Annotated in this window: 17 protein-coding genes; 6 read left to right on the top strand and 11 right to left on the bottom strand. The window is 44.7% G+C overall.

Annotation, left to right across the window (positions count from 1 at the left end):
* Nucleotides 1–126: 126 nt before the first annotated feature.
* Entirely contained in the window at nucleotides 127–1,263 is a 1,137-nt protein-coding gene (locus DXN04_RS28055; RefSeq protein ID WP_116856733.1) for a TlpA family protein disulfide reductase, read from the top strand.
* An 89-nt stretch (nucleotides 1,264–1,352) separates the two neighbouring features.
* Nucleotides 1,353–1,655, top strand: a complete 303-nt coding sequence (gene ppnP / locus DXN04_RS28050) for a pyrimidine/purine nucleoside phosphorylase (protein ID WP_116856732.1) — start codon at nucleotides 1,353–1,355, stop codon at nucleotides 1,653–1,655.
* A gap of 69 nt (nucleotides 1,656–1,724) precedes the next feature.
* Here the strand turns inward: ppnP and DXN04_RS28045 are convergent, their stop codons facing one another.
* The 8 genes from DXN04_RS28045 to DXN04_RS28010 form a co-directional block, all read right to left on the bottom strand.
* Nucleotides 1,725–2,528 (bottom strand): ClpXP protease specificity-enhancing factor SspB, encoded by an 804-nt coding sequence (locus DXN04_RS28045; protein ID WP_116856731.1) that lies wholly within the window; start codon nucleotides 2,526–2,528, stop codon nucleotides 1,725–1,727.
* 110 nt (nucleotides 2,529–2,638) lie between these two features.
* Nucleotides 2,639–2,788, bottom strand: coding sequence for a hypothetical protein (locus DXN04_RS34945; protein WP_158569198.1), 150 nt, complete (start codon nucleotides 2,786–2,788; stop codon nucleotides 2,639–2,641).
* A gap of 118 nt (nucleotides 2,789–2,906) precedes the next feature.
* On the bottom strand, nucleotides 2,907–3,278 hold the full coding sequence (locus tag DXN04_RS28035; RefSeq protein ID WP_147320084.1) for a hypothetical protein: 372 nt from the start codon (nucleotides 3,276–3,278) through the stop codon (nucleotides 2,907–2,909).
* Between the two features lie 136 nt (nucleotides 3,279–3,414).
* Complete coding sequence (locus DXN04_RS28030) at nucleotides 3,415–4,380, bottom strand: CobW family GTP-binding protein (RefSeq protein WP_116856728.1); 966 nt, start codon at nucleotides 4,378–4,380, stop codon at nucleotides 3,415–3,417.
* 1 nt (nucleotide 4,381) lies between these two features.
* The gene (locus DXN04_RS28025) at nucleotides 4,382–4,819 is read right to left on the bottom strand and encodes a DUF3299 domain-containing protein (protein WP_116856727.1); all 438 of its coding nucleotides are present in this window, start codon (nucleotides 4,817–4,819) and stop codon (nucleotides 4,382–4,384) included.
* Nucleotides 4,812–5,966 carry an ABC transporter permease gene (locus DXN04_RS28020; protein ID WP_116856726.1) on the bottom strand — a complete coding sequence of 385 codons (1,155 nt, stop codon included), beginning with the start codon at nucleotides 5,964–5,966 and terminating at the stop codon, nucleotides 4,812–4,814. Before DXN04_RS28020 ends, DXN04_RS28025 begins: the two co-directional genes overlap by 8 nt.
* On the bottom strand, nucleotides 5,963–6,595 hold the full coding sequence (locus DXN04_RS28015; protein ID WP_116856725.1) for an ABC transporter ATP-binding protein: 633 nt from the start codon (nucleotides 6,593–6,595) through the stop codon (nucleotides 5,963–5,965). Before DXN04_RS28015 ends, DXN04_RS28020 begins: the two co-directional genes overlap by 4 nt.
* Before the next feature lie 135 nt (nucleotides 6,596–6,730).
* Complete coding sequence (locus DXN04_RS28010; RefSeq protein WP_158569196.1) at nucleotides 6,731–7,102, bottom strand: MerC domain-containing protein; 372 nt, start codon at nucleotides 7,100–7,102, stop codon at nucleotides 6,731–6,733.
* A gap of 289 nt (nucleotides 7,103–7,391) precedes the next feature.
* On the opposite strand from DXN04_RS28010, the gene DXN04_RS28005 reads away from it, so the two are divergent.
* Nucleotides 7,392–9,788, top strand: coding sequence for an ABC transporter permease (locus DXN04_RS28005; RefSeq protein WP_116856723.1), 2,397 nt, complete (start codon nucleotides 7,392–7,394; stop codon nucleotides 9,786–9,788).
* A gap of 36 nt (nucleotides 9,789–9,824) precedes the next feature.
* Here DXN04_RS28005 and DXN04_RS28000 read toward each other — a convergent pair whose 3' ends face one another.
* A complete protein-coding gene (locus tag DXN04_RS28000; protein WP_116856722.1) occupies nucleotides 9,825–11,228 on the bottom strand; it encodes a beta-1,3-glucanase family protein in 1,404 nt (467 codons plus the stop codon).
* 317 nt (nucleotides 11,229–11,545) lie between these two features.
* On the bottom strand, nucleotides 11,546–12,010 hold the full coding sequence (locus DXN04_RS27995) for an Lrp/AsnC family transcriptional regulator (RefSeq protein ID WP_116856721.1): 465 nt from the start codon (nucleotides 12,008–12,010) through the stop codon (nucleotides 11,546–11,548).
* A 136-nt stretch (nucleotides 12,011–12,146) separates the two neighbouring features.
* On the opposite strand from DXN04_RS27995, the gene DXN04_RS27990 reads away from it, so the two are divergent.
* Nucleotides 12,147–13,196, top strand: coding sequence for a PLP-dependent cysteine synthase family protein (locus DXN04_RS27990; RefSeq protein ID WP_116856720.1), 1,050 nt, complete (start codon nucleotides 12,147–12,149; stop codon nucleotides 13,194–13,196).
* 173 nt (nucleotides 13,197–13,369) lie between these two features.
* On the opposite strand, the gene DXN04_RS27985 is transcribed toward DXN04_RS27990, so the two are convergent.
* Entirely contained in the window at nucleotides 13,370–15,667 is a 2,298-nt protein-coding gene (locus tag DXN04_RS27985) for a TonB-dependent receptor domain-containing protein (protein ID WP_116856719.1), read from the bottom strand.
* A 215-nt stretch (nucleotides 15,668–15,882) separates the two neighbouring features.
* Here DXN04_RS27985 and DXN04_RS27980 point away from each other — a divergent pair, with 215 nt between their 5' ends.
* On the top strand, nucleotides 15,883–16,395 hold the full coding sequence (locus tag DXN04_RS27980; RefSeq protein ID WP_116856718.1) for a DUF2975 domain-containing protein: 513 nt from the start codon (nucleotides 15,883–15,885) through the stop codon (nucleotides 16,393–16,395).
* Between the two features lies 1 nt (nucleotide 16,396).
* Entirely contained in the window at nucleotides 16,397–16,606 is a 210-nt protein-coding gene (locus DXN04_RS27975; protein WP_116856717.1) for a helix-turn-helix domain-containing protein, read from the top strand.
* Nucleotides 16,607–16,619 lie beyond the last annotated feature (13 nt).

The following is a 16,619-nucleotide window of genomic DNA, read 5'->3' as shown; positions in this document are numbered from 1 at the left end:
TGCTTTTATTGCATGCTCAATACCATCAGCTTACTTTTGATACAACCTCTTTTTGTTATGACATATATCATTTAACGATATACTAACATTTATTCACCTATCTTTTGCCCTCAAACAAGCGTAAAAATGAAAAGAACCATTTACTTGCTAACCTGTATTTTTGTTCCCGCTTTGGTATTTGGACAAAAGAAGTTTGAGGTCACCTTTATTCTGCCTGATAGTACTATTGCAAAGGAAATCGGGTTTTCTCACTGGGATTGTAACAAAAAGGGCTGGTCGCGGGACACGGCTACCATCAAAGGAAACAAAGCCATCATCTCCCATACTTACAATACTGTGAATGCTGATATTATAGCATGGCGTAATGTAGGAGATGACAGTTACAGTATAGAAATTTATACTACTGGGCAAGCAGCCACTGTGACCTGTACGGCATCCGCCGATAGCGGGAACCCCTTTAGCAACATGCAGCTTGTAAACGCAAAGGATTATAAGAAAGAAGAGGCAGTTGCTGAAGCATACATTAAAGATGCTTTTGACACTTATAAGCAAAGGTTTGAAACAGTAGGATCTGATCCGAAGTTATATAACAACCCGGATGAAATCGAAAAACTGAGAGCGCTAAGAACAGTCTTTCAAAAGAAACGATTGCAATATATCCGCGATCATTCAGATTCCTTTTTTGCTTTTTCCTGGTTTACAAAAGAAGCGATGTATGAACTCAGTCCTGATTACCTGTTAGGGGAATTTAAGACCTTATTCCCGGCTAATTTAAGGGATAGCGAGCAAGGTAGATCCATTAAAAGTTACCTCCTGGAGAGAGAGGGCCTGGAATTAAAGAAAAAAGCACCTGCTTTTACTGTGGATGACCTGGATCATAAGCGGGTGTCATTAGCGGAAGTTTACAATAAAAAGACGGTATTGCTTGTCTTCTGGGGTACCTGGTGTGGCCCTTGTGTAGCGGAAATACCCATGTTGAAAGAATGGAGAGACAAGTATCCGAAAGATAAGTTTGAGATTATTTCAGTGGCTACAACTTCGCCGGAAGAGAAAGTGCGGGAGATGGTAAAGGAGAAGGAGATGAATTGGATCCATATCCTGAATGAGGATAAGATTAATCAGCAATATCATGTAAAATGGTATCCGACGATGTTCGTGATTAATCCCAAAGGTGATTTTGCTTTTAGCTCACCGACTATGCTGGATATAAGTATAGAGAAAATAAAAAAAGCTATAGATGATAGTATCGCTGCGATGAATTAAGATCTTTTTTCCCTCCGGGTTTGAATTTTTACAATTTCCTGTCAATGAAAAAATTAATTTAGCGCATCAATCATAAAACAGCAATAGTTATGAGTAGTTCAAATGCGCCTGATATAGTTTCACACAATGTATATTTTGACGGGAAAGTGCAAAGTCTTGGCATCGCTACAGAGAAGGGAAGAGCAACAGTGGGAGTGATGAAGAAAGGAACTTATGTATTCAATACCAGCTCACCGGAGGTGATGGAAGTAATTACCGGAACTATGAGTACAAAGCTAAGTGGCGGGGAATGGCTGCACCATAAAAAAGGAGATTCTTTTGAAGTAGCTGGCAATTCTTCATTTGAGGTGGTGTGTGAGACAGAGGTAGCTTATATCTGTTATTATCATTAAAACAGACAGGGTGTCCCGGATCATAAATAACCAGGACACCCTTTATACATTGTTTATCGCAAGCGACATCTACACTTCCCGGGTCACCCTAAACCCAATCGTAGATGCCAGTTCAACAATAGAATCATAAGAAATCCTTAAGGTCTCCTTTACCTGGTTGAACCACAAATCTATTACCATCCATTTATCATTCACCATCAGGTTCCTGAACTGATGCTGCAACACAATTGTCATTTTATCCGGGTACTGGGTGATCAAATGCTCTGGAATTGATGTCTCATGCGTAGTCGTCTCATAAGTGATATACAATGCATGCTTCTTGTCAATAAAATGCCCCGCATCCGGATACCTGCTCAGGATCTCCCGCACAAACTCCGCATAGTTGACAAATGGCTCATAGTCAATCGGTGCCCTGAACCCAACCGGTACAACCGGATCTAAAAACTGCAACTGCTCTTTTTGTAGATTGGCTAACACCGATAAGATCCTGCCAATCCCTTTGTTATAAGACTGGTACAAATCAACCCAGTTCAGGTGTAACAATTCATCATCAATGGGTGTCACATTTTCCAACCGCACCGGGATAATAAAAATCTGCCCCGAAGGAATTTCTGTGGCCACATTTAAGGCTTCCTTCATTTCACTCTGCACATAGCCTCTTTTATTAATTGATTTACTTGAAATAAGGGCAATAAAATAAGCGGATTCCTTGATGGATTTTTTTACTTCCCTCTTCCAGTCCTGTCCGGGTAACAGGCATTTTGTATCCATCCATACATTGATCTCTGCACGTCTTAAATCCAGGTAGATCCGTTCTGCAATTCTGTGATCTTCGCGGGCATAGCTGAGAAATACTTTATTAGAATTTGCCATTTAGGGGTCAGTTATTGTTATGATCTGGTGAAGCCCTAAATTATCAAATTCAGTTCTATAATAGGTTAATCCGATGTTAACGTTGGGAGCAGGGGCGCTACGGCCCCGTTTTATCTCTTATCTCCAACCGCATCCAGTAAGTCCGCAGCTATATTCGTCGTATTATAGGTAATAACAAGCTGCTCATCTTTCTCCCCCTCATTACCCTCCTCCGAAAACTCATAATTCGCTGAAACATAGGATGCCAAAAATAACAGCATAGCCGCTATTGGCTCATACTTTAAATATGAAATGTACATGGTCTGATCCTTAATAAAATGATAGAATAATAGTGCTAATAAAAGCTGGCACAAAATGGATTAACACGAAAAATTTACATCAAATACATGGCGGACCACGAAACTGGATACCTGCTAAGGATCTTGTGGAGATAGTATAGCTTTCCTCCGGGTACTCCTGTTTTACAGGGGGAACTGTTTTAACGGAGATGACCGGTGGCAATATAAGCAGGTCCCAGTGAAAATCAGCTTGCAACCCCGTCTTGCCAATAGCCACCAACTGTATAGTAGCAGGCGTGCGGTAATGCTGAAGTACAGATGGCTGAAACAGGTTGTGATAAAGATAATCCCTGCCCGGGTTTGTATAAATCTCATCCAGGAGACTAGTGAAATTAGACTGACACAGGAATGCCTTACTTATTGCAATCACCAATATCGATAATACCACTATTATTTTCCTGGTCAATCTCATTCTCTTATTGTGTATTCAGGCAGTGAACGAAACTAAAGTTAACAATTCCAAAGGTAGCCATTTCGGCAGGATTATTAAAGTTTCTTTTAACAGTGGTAGATCATTTTAAATGCCGCCCGAACCCGGGCGGCATCCATTACTTCTCTGCCGTATACAATGCATGGCCCAGCAACTGCTCAAACCCCTTCATCTTCAGATTCCTGCCAATAAACACAATCTTACTTCTCCTGACCTCATCCTCCGCCCATTCCTTTCCCGGTGTCATCGCCAGGTATTCCGCCACAGACTGCAACACAAACTTCTCCTTCTCGCCAAACCCATACACAATTCCTTTCACCCTGTAAATATCTGCCGACTGCACCGCCATAAACACCATCATGGTATGCTTTAACTTAGGAATATCAAATGGCCTATCAAAAGTCAGCGTCAATGACGACAAACTGTGGTGATGCTTCTCCTTCTTCTGCTCCCCGCCACTAAAATGTTCTGACTGGTTCCTGATATACCCCATAATCGACTGGTGCGGGAAATGCTCCTTCGTACCCGACAAAATCACGGCAAAGGGATTGATCTCCTTCAGCAGATTATGGACTCCTGCCAGCTCCTCATCACTCACCAGGTCCGTTTTTGAAATCAACAACACATCACTGAAACTAATCTGCTTCCGCGCCTCCTCTGTGGTCTCCAGTTCATACGCAATATTCCTCGCGTCTACCAGGCAAACCACCCGCTGCAATTGATAATACCGCGTCACCAGCGGGTCTATTAGAAATGGCAACGCCACCGTCGAAGGATCTGCAATACCGGTCGTCTCAATAATCAGCTCTTCAAAATTCCCTGACTTTTTTGAAAGGTCAATGAGCAGATCTACCAGGTCTTCATTGAGGTTACAGCACAGACAGCCGCTACTCATCTCAAAGATATTGTCCGATATCTCCATCACCAGCTCTCCGTCTATGGACTCTTTGCCGAACTCATTCTCAATTATCGCATATTTCCCTTTCTCTCCGGCCATCAGCAACTCATTCAGAAAGGTAGTTTTTCCTGCACCTAAAAAACCGGTTAAAATGGTGACCGGTTTGGGTTGTATTTGGGTCGTCATCTTATTTTACCTCCTCGGATAATTCTAAAACGTAATAAAATTCATTGATGTCAGTAGCATTCAGTCTCAGTTTGCCCCTGAATTTCCTATAATCATCTATATCGTAACCGGTATTCTTTTTCTTTAGTTTTACGGTTATGACCGATGCCGGACTACCACCTCCACAAAAGTAACAACTGGCATACGGGTTTGCGGACAATGCCAGGGTCGCCCCTGTCTTATCTACCGGGATCACAAAACCTTTGATCTCCACCAGCTTGCCATCCAGGTTTTTTACATTTTGTGTAAATTTCGGGAAAAGCATATAGCCTTTGATGTCATTCAGGTACTTCTCTTCATACTTAATATTCAATAAGGTGCCCCAGCTTGCCTTTACAGGCTTTTCCTGCTGTGCTGCCGGATTGATTGTGAGCAGTAATGTAAGCAGGAATTTATTCATGGGCAAGCGTTTTTGAAATGTTTAATCGGAATGCCTGGATAGCAGGCAACGCAGCTGCCAGTATTCCCAGCAGGAGCGTGACTAATAGCAGGTGCCATTCCTCTGGCAGAAGAGATATTCTAAATACGCTCATACGGGAATATTTACTCAAATACAGTAAGCCGACACGACTCAGCATAATTCCCAAAATAAACCCGCTGATCACCATTATCAAACCTTCGCACAGCAACAAGCAGCTGATCAACATGCGGCTACTACCCATAGCCCTGGCCAGTGCCAGCTCATATTTCCGCTCTTTCAGCCTGGTATAAAGGGCAATGAACACACTCAGCCCAGATAGCAATACAATCGCAAATGCAATGGCCTGCAATGTCTTTATGCCTACCCCCATCAGACTGAATAATCGCTTTATTTCCAGTTGAGGAATCGCCGCCTGCATAGGTGTCGTTTCATTAATCATCCGGGGCAGGGAGATCATTGCCTGCGGACTCCTGTATTTGATCAGCAGGGCCGTGATCTCTTTTTCTTCATCCCCATCATCATGAATTTTCCATACGGATGCTACATTCGTCAGCACCAGCTTATCTACTACGGTATTATTTTCCATCAGTATGCCAGTCACCCTGTATTTAAATGCCGTGTGAGCATGCCCGTTATCACTCAGGCCATGCATCCCTGCAAAAGTATCTCCGATCTTTAAGCCCGTATGTGCAGCCACTTCACTGCCAATCACCGCCTCCATATCCGTATTGAAAATGCGCCCCCCGCTGAATACACAGTTGTATTTCCCCAGGTAATTACTATCTGTACCCACAATCCTGTATGATCGATAAGAATCGCCATAGGCGAGGGGAATAGCCTCTTTTACCAGGGGTAAGGCAGCAATCCGGTCCGCATCTTTCAGCAAAATATTTCCCGTGGGAGCATCCAGCTGGTAAACGGCAGAAAGTACCAGTTGCAGCGGACTCCCCTTGGCACCTACTACCAGGTCTATATCCTGCAGTTCACGGTCCATTTTGGTAGCTAACTGGTGCCGGGTCACCAGCAACATCGAAATAATCCCGGTACCACAGGTCAACAATAATAAACTAAGCAGGGTAGATAAGGGATGCTGAAACAAGTTCCTGAATATGATTTTTGTTGTCATCTCTCCAGGTATATAAGGTTTGAGAAATGTTGTTTTAGCCTGGCATCATGAGTGACGACAATGAGCATGGCATGACTCATCGCGGCCTGTTCCAGCAAAAGCTGAATCACCCTGTAGGCATTATCATCGTCCAGGCTGCTGGTCGGTTCATCTGCCAGCAGCAGTTGCGAGTTATTGATCAATGCCCTGGCGATAGACACCCGTTGTTGCTCTCCCTTACTTAATTCCGCTGGCCGCTTGTGGAGCAGGTGATCAATCTGCAATCGCGCAGCAAGCTGTAGCGCCTTGCCGGTATCCGGCGTGTAACGGCTAAAGAACCTGGGCAGCAGGATATTGTCAAGTATACTAAGTGCACTCATAAAATGAGATGACTGGTAAACAATACCTATATGCCGCCCCCTGAACTGATCCAGTTTACTATTGCTTAATAAACCCGTATCAGTGCCATCAATGAGGAGCTGGCCACCCGCTGGTTTCAGTAGGCAGGCCAGTAAATGAAGAAGGGTCGTCTTGCCCGTACCCGATCTGCCCGTAATCAGGAGGGGAGTGTCCCTATTACACGCAAGATCAGGATACTGAAAAATTGTGTGCGCATTATATGCGAATTGCAGTTGAATCGCCTGGAGCATTTTTATAAATGATTTTGAATTTCACGGATCCTGGTGTAAACAACATTTTCCTGACTTCAGCGGGTGGCCTGCACCCACAGGCTGTACGCAGGTACAGGATGGTGTAGAGGGCCATGACGATCAAAAGCCCTCTCTTTATTGGTGCCTGCATTGTCTCACATTCTTCAGGTGGGCAATGATGATCAGCAGGCTGCCTGCGAGCTTGCATATTATTTCAGCAGATTGCGCAGGCAACAGGTTGCCGGTGATCATGCATACAAGACCCGTTACAAAGAGGAGGATCAATGTCTTGTTAGAATGTTTCCTGTATCCTTTGAAGAGGGCCCATGATCCGGCAGTCATACTCACCAGGATGGTGAGGATTTCGAGGTATACATTCTCAAGAAATTCAATGCCAAACAATGTGAGCGTCGTAAAGATGAGCGGGAGTAAAACACAATGTATGGCACAGGCAAAAGAAGCCGCGATGCCAATGGCATCCCACCTGCTTCGGTAATCAGTATTCATAAGCATTTTCCGTTTTTTAAGCGTGCATCACAGTATTTTTGACAAAATGTTTCAAGTATTTCCTTCTCATGACGATATTAATTACCGTGCAACAATGTTGCAAAAATAGTGTATTTGCAACTAAGCTGCAAATGGAATTCATCATTTAAACGTCCAGTACCGGACATCCCATTTACCTAAAATCGAACATATAATAAATTGTCATACTTTTAATTTGATGAATGCCAGGTTCTAAATAGGTTGGCACCTTCTTTTCTATTCATCATCCAGGAATCCAAAAATCACCCATATGCTCAGCAGCTACCTCAGGATCGCCTTCCGCAATCTCAGAAAAAACGCCCTCTTCTCTGTCATCAACATCCTGGGACTGGCAGTAGGCCTGATGTGTGCCCTCCTCATCATCTTCCATGTAAAGGAAGAACTCCGTTATGATAAAGGCTACACGAAAGCAAACCGGGTGTTCCGGCTTAGCATGCAAGGTCTTGGAGAAGATACCCGCCAGTGGGCAGCTACCGCACCTTCTATAGGTTTGGAAATGGCGCAGGACCTCCCTGAAATAGCCGCGGTCACCCGCTTTTACCGTCCTTCTCCCAAGCAGATCCTGAGCTATGGCAACAAACGATTTGAAGAAAAGAAAGGCTTCTTCGCCGATGCCAGCGTTACCAACACTTTCGACCTTCACTTTGTAAAAGGTGACCCCGACACCGCACTGACTGCCACAGATGCCATCGTCATCACTGAAGACATGGCGCAAAGATATTTTGGCCAGGAAGATCCTATCGGCAAAGTGATCATGGATGATGTAGGACAATTACCACTCAGGGTAACAGGCGTAATTAGTCCGGCAGCATTCCCCACCCATTTACGATTCGACTACCTGCTGTCTATGAACACCCTGCACCATTATGTAGACCCGCAATCACTGGAAAGACGTACCTGGAATTCCTTCTACACTTACATATTGCTGAAGACCCCCGAATCACTGGGCAGTATAAACGCCAAACTAACCCGGTTCATGGTAAAGTATTATACCGCCGGCGGCGAAACAGAACAGGAGGTGCTGGCAGGACGTAAACTGGCACTCACTCCCATTACTGACATACATCTCTATTCCAATATGGAGAAAGAACTTAGTCCCAATAGCAGTATTACCTATGTCTACATCTTTTCTATAGCTGCCTTATTCATTTTACTGATCGCAGCTGTGAACTTCATTAATATCTCTACTGCACAGGCATTCAACCGTATGAAGGAGATTGGATTACGGAAAGTGATAGGCGCTTCACGATCACAGTTGCTGCGCCAGTTCCTCGGCGAATCATTTATTATTACCCTGATCGCTGCTATGCTTGCCCTGCTTTTATTTGTGCTTGTGCTGCCTTTTTACAATGACCTGAGTGGCAAACAACTGCGATTTGAACAAATGCTTTCCTTCTCTAATCTCGGTATCTTAATACTGCTGGTGCTGGTGATTGGATTACTGGCAAGTGCATATCCAGCCTGGTTCGTAAGCAGTTTTAAACCGATACCTGCTTTAAAAGGAAAACGCGATGTCGCCTCACCTGTATATACAATCAGAAAAGGTTTGATCATCTTCCAGTTTGCCATCTCCGTATTCATGATCTTCAGTGCAATGGTGATGTACCGGCAGCTGCAGCTCTTCCATCATAAGCACCTGGGTTTTGATAAGGAACAGCAGATAGCAGTGTCCATTTATGGCAACATGTGGGAACATTTCGGATCCTTGCTGCAGGACCTGGATCAAAACACAGGTATCGCCAATTATGCTACTGTCTCTACATTGCCAGGGGAAAGGTTTAACATTCAAACCTTTTATTCGCTGAGCGCAGCGCCGGATGCCGAACAACCCTCTATCAGGGCGATGTGGGCGGATGAAAGGTTATTGTCTACACTAAATATTCCTTTATCAGCAGGCAGGAATTTCAGGACCCAGTTTCCTGAGATCAGGCACCATGAGTTTATCCTGAACGAGGCGGCGGTAAAGCTCCTGGGATTAAAAGATCCTCTTGGTAAAACATATGTACTGGACAGGGATACCGGCACCGTGGTAGGAATTATCAAAGACTTCAACTTCGCCTCGCTACACGCTGCAATAGAGCCTTTAGTGATTCAATACAAACCTTTTAATACCAATTATCTCATTGTAAAAGCCCGGCCGGGACAGACACAACAAACTTTGCAGTTCCTGGAATCAAAGATCAGGAAGCTGACACCCGCAGCAGTATTTACGTATACATTCCTGGATGAAAAAATGAACCAGTTGTATTTTTCGGAAGACAGGATGATGCAGATCTTTAAAATCTTTTCATGTCTTGCCATCTTTGTATCCTGCCTGGGATTATTTGGGATCTCCGCATATGCTTCCCAGTTGCGCATTAAAGAAGTAGGGATCCGCAAGGTACTGGGTGCATCTGCTTACAATGTCACCCTGCTGCTCTCCGGCAATTTTATGCAACTGGTATGCCTTGCTACATTACTTTCCTGGCCATTGGCCTGGTATACGATGCAGCGTTGGCTGAATGGATTTGCTTACCGGGTAGACATTGACGTATCTATCTTTATTTTGTCAGGGATCCTGGCGATTTTGGTAGCTATGCTCACTGTAGGTGTACAGGCCATGAAAGCGGCGTTCATGAACCCGGTGAGGAGTCTGAAGATGGAATAAAGTTCCCCCGGCAAAATTCCAGGGGAACATCGTTATTTATTTACCTGTGATAGGTCCGAAGTACAATGTACAATACGCCGGATTATCTCCGACAATCGTCGAAGACTGGTTGGCCGCATCGTCATAAGAGAATGCATATTGCAGGTTATTATAAGACACCCCCTGGGAGTGCCAGAACGCCGCATAATAATTGTAAGGCGCATGCTTGTAAAAGTTAGACACATCCTCCGGATACTGGATCTGCCCTTCTGCTGCATTACTGATAATGCTATGCCTGTTCAACGCTGCTACAAAGGTCACCCGCAGTGAATTGTCCAGTTCATGTCCTGCCTGCCCGTCCAGCGCAGAATTGTTAAACGCCCCGGTACTGGCGGTTCCCCCCAATACATCTGAGGTGGTAGGCTTAATTGGCAATGTACCTGCCTTCACGACCTTCGTTCCGTTGACAGTAGTAGTTTGTGTAAAATTGAAAACATTCCTGTCATCCACTCTTCCCCTGATCACCAGGCCTTCATCCGTCTTCCCTACATTGCCGGTGCCTAACACCAGCAGGAGGTCCCTGGTTTTGTATTGCTGCCAGATGCTGTCAATGTAGGTTTGAAATTGTGCATAAGCAGTGGTCTGCGTAAAGATCTTATTGCCTGTAGCATCCGTCATACCACCCGGGTTAATAATATCCTGGAAGAAAGTCCGGTAGCACTGGTTATATTCCTCCGGCTTAGGGAAATTCAAAAAAGCCTGTATCGTCTTCTCCTTCGTCATCAGTTCGCCGGCTCTCTGAATTGTACCGCTGGTTCCCTGCAGGGCATTCAGTTCAAAGCCCATGGAAATCGCATATTCATCTACACGGGAAGTATTGGCAAAGACCCGCGCAGCACTGCCGGTAGAATAGTAGGTGAATTCCATAAAATCGAACACGGTGCCATAGTTCGCATCTTTGGAATTGGTGCTTTTAATTGGCGCTGCCAGGCTTGTACCACCCGGGTTGATGTAGTAGTAGATTGGCTTGCCGATGGACATCAGGATCCTTCCGCTCTGGATAAAGGGCAGTGGAATGGAATGATGACCCGTGGCCGGATTAATCGGCATATCGGACATCCTGGTACCGATCACAATAAACTTTCCGCCGTCAGTAGGATTGTTTGGGTTGACTACCTGTGGCAGTGCACTGAGATTGTTCAGCAAAACGGTCTTTCCGGTTTTCAGATCAATATAGGCACTTTGAGAATTGCTCCCGGTAGTGGCACCCATTACGCCTACATACAACTCGTCATCATTGTAATTAGCCGGGTCGGAATTGACGATTTCCAGGTGAACGCCTCCGTTTGCGTAGGAATTGTAGTCGATAGGTCCGGAGGGAAGAATGGTTGTGTGGTCCTTTTTACAAGCCGCAAAGACAAACAGGAGCGGCAGTGCAGCCAGAATGGTAATGGTTTTCATAAATATAGGATAGGTTATGTAGTTATGTCGGCGGCAAAGATAATACAATGGAAGTATTAATAAAGTGTGGCAACATTTGAAGTGTTGGGCTTAGCTATTTAAAATAATATATAAGCCCTTGGAAGTGATGCTATAGAGAAATACAGAATTGACAGTGTCGTCTCTATAGCGCGTCTATAGTGCTTCTTCGGAGATATTCCGCAGATAACCCGCAGATAACCCGCCTATAAGCCGCCTATAACCCGCATTCTAAAAGAGGCGGGATATCGGCGGGATATGTACGTGTTACTTACGGGATAGCCGTAAGAGCCCGTTGATTACAAAGGGTAGGCCGTCTCACTCTTCGTCTCAGACAACACAAAAAAGCTCTGTACCGTACTTATATTCGGCAAAGCGGCCAGTTTCCTGTAAAAAGTATGGTAAGCATCCATATCACTCGTCGCCACCCGCAGGATGAAGTCAAAAGTCCCCGTCATCTGGAAGCATTCCATCACCTCCGGGAACTTCGCCACCTCCCGTTCAAAAGTGCTCAATGTAGCCGCCGCATGGTCATGCAGCAACACATGACTAAAAGCAATCAGTTTCCTGTTAATCTTCTTCCTGTCCAGCAAAGCGACAATCTTCGTAATATACCCGCTCTCTTTCAGCTGCCGGATGCGCTCATGAATGGTGGCTACGGATTTGTGCAGGCGCAAGGCAATTTCCTTGTTCGTCAGCTCCGCATTCTGCTGCAGTAACTTCAGTATCTGAACATCGATTTCGTCTAACTGGTTTTTTTCCATAATTAAAGGGGGAAGAAATAAGAATGTCCGGAAAATAATACAATAATATCGATTTATACCAGAAAAATTCTGGAAAAATGGGCTACCGATTGACTGAACGGCCCATATTTCAGAGATTCGCTAAAAATTATTCACCATGATGTTGTCGGAAGTATCAATGGTTGATCAGCGATTTGGAGAGTTGTGGAACCTGGTCGGTAACACCCCTATGCTGAAACTGGAATATCAATTTAAAGGCCGTCCCGGCTATATATTCGTAAAGTGTGAGCATTATAACCTGACAGGGAGTGTTAAGGACCGTATGGCCCTTTATATTATGAAACAGGCCTATCTGCAGGGGTTGATCAAGCCTGATGATATCATCGTGGAGGCGACAAGCGGCAATACCGGCATCGCATTTTCCGCTATCGGCCGTGCCCTGGGGCACAAGGTGATCATCATGATGCCTAACTGGCTGAGTAAAGAAAGACAGGACATCATCAAAAGTTTCGGGGCTACCGTACGCCTGGTGAGCAAAGAGGAGGGTGGTTTCCTGGGAAGTATCCGCCTGGCTGAAGACTTACAACAGAGCAGTGACCAATATTTCCTGCCCCGCCAATTTGAAAACGAATACAATACCGAGGCACATGCATCTACTACCGGACCGGAAATCTGGGAACAATTGATACACGCCGGATTGAAACCAGATGCATTTGTAGCGGGTGTAGGCACCGGCGGTACTGTAATGGGAGTGGGCAGGTACCTGAAAAGCATGCATGCTGCTGTAAAAATTCATCCCCTGGAACCGGCAGAATCGCCCACTTTAAGCACAGGACATAAAGTAGGCAGTCATCGTATCCAGGGCATCTCCGACGAATTCATTCCCGCTATCGTACGCCTGGATCAGTTAGACGAGGTGGTACAGGCCAATGACGGTGATGCTATCATCGTAGCACAAAAACTGGCCGCAGAACTGGGTCTTGCAGTAGGGATCTCTTCCGGTGCAAATGTGATCGGGGCAATAAAGCTGAAAGAACAAATGGGTGAAGATGCCGTCGTGGTGACACTCTTATGTGATAGTAATAAAAAGTACCTGAGTACAGACCTGGTCAAACCGCAGCCTTCAAAACCAGGCTACATCTCAACGGATCTGAGCTTTACCGGGTTTAGAACAATTCCAAGACTGAGTGAACCAATCATCCATTAAACATATACCGAACCAATCATTAAAAAAGGACAACGGCTTGCACTTTTCTAAGTAGCAAGCCGTTTGAATTTTAGTCCCGTCCCCAATTGCTGATTCGGTGTATTTTTAATTTTATCATTGCCCTCCTTAACCAGGCCTAGGTCCCGGAGAATTACTCCACCTCATTGATTCCTTTACATAGAAGGTGGGTTATTCAAATAATCCTCCCCATGTTCCTTCTCCTTCTTAAACTGTAGCTTTCCGAACTTATAAGTCATACTCATCCCAAACGATCGATAAGGTACCATGCGCAAATATGTACCTGTATAATTCGATGTATTGAGTGTAGTCAGCTGACGAATATATTGATTGAATGGATTAGTGGCCGTCAGACCTATACTGGCATTCTTATGCCAGAAAAGTTTCCTGAATGCCAGGGTATAATTGATCACCTGGGGCACACGGCCCTGGATACTGTTCCAGGCGGAGCGGTATTCTCCAAAAGCCTCCGCTACGAGATCATTCGGAAAAGAATAAGCCGCGTTCAGGTTCAATCGCCAGTTGATGCCATCTGTTTTATTCCCGTTGTCAAGGTGGTTCACTACATGCTTGTTGATCACCACCAGGTTTTCCCGGATATTCAGGTGCTTTGTAAGGGGGAGGGAACTGGTTAAGATCAGCCCCGTATTATACTCTTCACCTATGTTCCTGCGGGTGGTGACAGTGACATCTTTATAGAGAGAATCTCCCTCCTGGTAAGTCGGATAGTAGGCCGTATAAGTCTTCAGGTCATTCGTGTTGATCCGCTCGGACACAGCGACATATACATTGCCACCTGACTTAAAATTACGGCTGTAACCAAGTTCAGTGTTATTACCTATTTCCGGTTTCAGGTAGGGATTACCCATTGTAATATTATAAGGATCGCTGAGGTTCACAAATGGATTCAGTTCCTTGTCAGGGCGTTCTATACGGCGGGTAAAGGCGAGTTTGATACGCTGATCTTCACCGATTTTGCGCGAGATATTTACAGTAGGCAGAAATTCCCCATAAGAAGGGATCTTGCCCATGGCAATAGTTGTGTATTCATACCTGCTACCAGCCACCACATCGTAGTTGTGAAAGAGGGAGAACCTGGCCGAAATATAGGCAGCATAGATATTCATCCTGTAATCGAATACATAGGATTGTGTCGTGTCAGGCAGGGAGACAGCCGTATTATTAAAATGATGCAGGATCACCTTTGCACCGCTTTCCAGCGTAAGCTGCTGACTGACCTTATGAGAATAATCTACCGAGAAGTTATGTTGCAGGTCAGTGCCCGGTGTCCAGCTCCGGGTGTCTCCCTGTACGAAACTGGTATATGGGTTCCCGTTACTACCACTATACAGCAGGGTCAGCTCATCTGCTTTCTCCCTGAACTGTGTATGATAGCCGATGTTCCAGTCTACCGCAGCGGTATGATTGCGGTTATCTGAGCTAAAATAGAGATCGCCCGGCTGCTGGTAGGTACTGGCGATAGCGCGATTACCAAAATAACTATAGGAGAGGCCCGCGCTCAGGTTGCCATAGTCGAAGCCAAGACCTGTCTGGTATGCCTTACGGCTAAAATCAGTATTGGTGGCCTGTGTCAGCTTTGTTTCGGTATCGAAGGTGTAGCGGGTGCGGTAAGAGGGGGTATGAGAACTGAGTTGTTCATTGCCGCTGAAGAACACATTCATCCCGAATTTTTGCTTACGGAAATTCAAATTTGCAGCGCCGTTTTCCAGTCGGGTACCGGCGCTGAGTGCTACGCTGCCATTCATACCCTGCATGGGATTGTCTTTCAGGATGATGTTGATGATGCCACCTGTACCCTGTGCGTCGTACTTTGCACCGGGACTGGTGATGGCCTCTATGCTTTTTATCTGGCTGGCAGGGATAGCAGCCAGGGCATCGGCCAGACTATTACCAAACATAGAGGAAGGCTTTCCATTGATGAGGAAGCGGATGTTCGAATTGCCCTGCAGTTCTACATTACCATCAATATCTACGGTTACCTGTGGTACCTTTTTCAATACGTCTGTCGCCACTCCTCCCTGCGAAGTAATGTCTGAAGCTACATTGTATACCACGCGGTCCGTTTTATTTTCGGTAGTGGGAGCACGGGAGGTAACCACGACCTCATTGAGTGCTTTGCCGGCAGCGACCATATAAATCGTACCCAGGTCCTGTGGGGCGTTGATTCCCTTCAGTTCCTGCCGGGTATAGCCGATAAAATCTATGGTGATATTGTAGGTACCTTTTTTCAGGTTGCTGACTTCGAAAGCTCCCTGTTCATTGGCGACGGTTCCATTCACGGTTTTACCGGTTGCCGGGTCATTTACAATGATGGTGGCATAGGCTACCGGCTGGTGATTGTCTTTGTTTTGTATTGTTCCCTTTATTTTATTCTGGCCAAACGAATATATCCATCCTGTTAGTAAGATTGTTAAGACCGGCAATAGCTTCATATACACGAGTTATGTTTACAGGTGCAAAAATGAAAGGCTATTCTGGAGAAATACTGGAATAATTTAGGGTTATCCAGTCAAATTTAAGGTGCTTTATTACATAACATAGCGGAAATTTTGCTGGAAGGGGATCATGAGGCGAGTTATCATTTAATTTAAATTAATTATTGTTTTACGATAATTAATTGTATTTTGGTAGGGTAAAATGACTGTATATGAAAACTGTTCGTATTGTTTCCAGGTTGTTATTTATTATAACAAGGATTACTTCATTAGGGTATCTTTTTGCATTCGCCCTTTCCTCAATAGCGCTTGGTACAGGATGGTCGTTAAACCTAAATGAGCAGGAGACACGTTTCGAAGTCTGCTATCCATTCACGCATTATCCTTTCCTGCTTGGAGAATATAATGCTGGCTATATCATAGGATTTCTCTGCCTGTTAGGTTTATACGCGTTGTTTTTTTTCCTGGTGAGTAATATATTTTATGTATTTCTGCAACCTAAACTTTTTACTACCTATGGCATCCGGCAGCTGAAAAGGTTTTATCAGTCAAACATGTTATTGCCATTGACAGCATCACTGGTGATCTCTCCATTTTATAGTATTGACAAGGTTGTAGGAATATTGGTGATTTTACATGCTATATTGGGTGTATTTGCTTATTTCATTGCTGCCATTTTTGAGCAGGGAATCAAATTACAAAACGATCAGGACTTAATTATATAAAATGCCTATTATTATCAATGTTGATGTTATGCTGGCTAAGCGCAAAATGCAAAGCAAAGAACTGGCTGAAATAGTGGGTATTACTACAGCTAATCTATCTATCCTAAAAACAGGTAAGGCCAGGGGTATTCGCTTTGATACGCTTGAAGCAATATGCAAGGCGCTTGATTGTCAACCTGGCGATATCCTTGAATATGTAGCCGAACAATAAACCATTTACAGGA

The sequence above is a fragment of the Chitinophaga silvisoli genome, from assembly GCF_003412465.1.
GTDB classification, from domain to species: domain Bacteria; phylum Bacteroidota; class Bacteroidia; order Chitinophagales; family Chitinophagaceae; genus Chitinophaga; species Chitinophaga silvisoli.
Note: the sequence above shows the minus strand (reverse complement) of the source record. Positions and strands in the feature narration are given on the sequence as shown.

Coding starts and splice junctions, on each gene's coding strand:
- DXN04_RS27975 (WP_116856717.1), top strand. CDS start 16,397: ATGCCTATTATTATCAATGTTGATGTTATGCTGGCTAAGCGCAAAATG.
- DXN04_RS27990 (WP_116856720.1), top strand. CDS start 12,147: ATGATGTTGTCGGAAGTATCAATGGTTGATCAGCGATTTGGAGAGTTG.
- DXN04_RS34945 (WP_158569198.1), bottom strand. CDS start 2,788: ATGCTGTTATTTTTGGCATCCTATGTTTCAGCGAATTATGAGTTTTCG.
- DXN04_RS28035 (WP_147320084.1), bottom strand. CDS start 3,278: ATGAGATTGACCAGGAAAATAATAGTGGTATTATCGATATTGGTGATT.
- DXN04_RS28055 (WP_116856733.1), top strand. CDS start 127: ATGAAAAGAACCATTTACTTGCTAACCTGTATTTTTGTTCCCGCTTTG.
- DXN04_RS28045 (WP_116856731.1), bottom strand. CDS start 2,528: ATGGCAAATTCTAATAAAGTATTTCTCAGCTATGCCCGCGAAGATCAC.
- DXN04_RS28010 (WP_158569196.1), bottom strand. CDS start 7,102: ATGAATACTGATTACCGAAGCAGGTGGGATGCCATTGGCATCGCGGCT.
- DXN04_RS28000 (WP_116856722.1), bottom strand. CDS start 11,228: ATGAAAACCATTACCATTCTGGCTGCACTGCCGCTCCTGTTTGTCTTT.
- DXN04_RS28025 (WP_116856727.1), bottom strand. CDS start 4,819: ATGAATAAATTCCTGCTTACATTACTGCTCACAATCAATCCGGCAGCA.
- DXN04_RS28020 (WP_116856726.1), bottom strand. CDS start 5,966: ATGACAACAAAAATCATATTCAGGAACTTGTTTCAGCATCCCTTATCT.
- DXN04_RS27995 (WP_116856721.1), bottom strand. CDS start 12,010: ATGGAAAAAAACCAGTTAGACGAAATCGATGTTCAGATACTGAAGTTA.
- ppnP (WP_116856732.1), top strand. CDS start 1,353: ATGAGTAGTTCAAATGCGCCTGATATAGTTTCACACAATGTATATTTT.
- DXN04_RS28005 (WP_116856723.1), top strand. CDS start 7,392: ATGCTCAGCAGCTACCTCAGGATCGCCTTCCGCAATCTCAGAAAAAAC.
- DXN04_RS28015 (WP_116856725.1), bottom strand. CDS start 6,595: ATGCTCCAGGCGATTCAACTGCAATTCGCATATAATGCGCACACAATT.
- DXN04_RS27980 (WP_116856718.1), top strand. CDS start 15,883: ATGAAAACTGTTCGTATTGTTTCCAGGTTGTTATTTATTATAACAAGG.
- DXN04_RS27985 (WP_116856719.1), bottom strand. CDS start 15,667: ATGAAGCTATTGCCGGTCTTAACAATCTTACTAACAGGATGGATATAT.
- DXN04_RS28030 (WP_116856728.1), bottom strand. CDS start 4,380: ATGACGACCCAAATACAACCCAAACCGGTCACCATTTTAACCGGTTTT.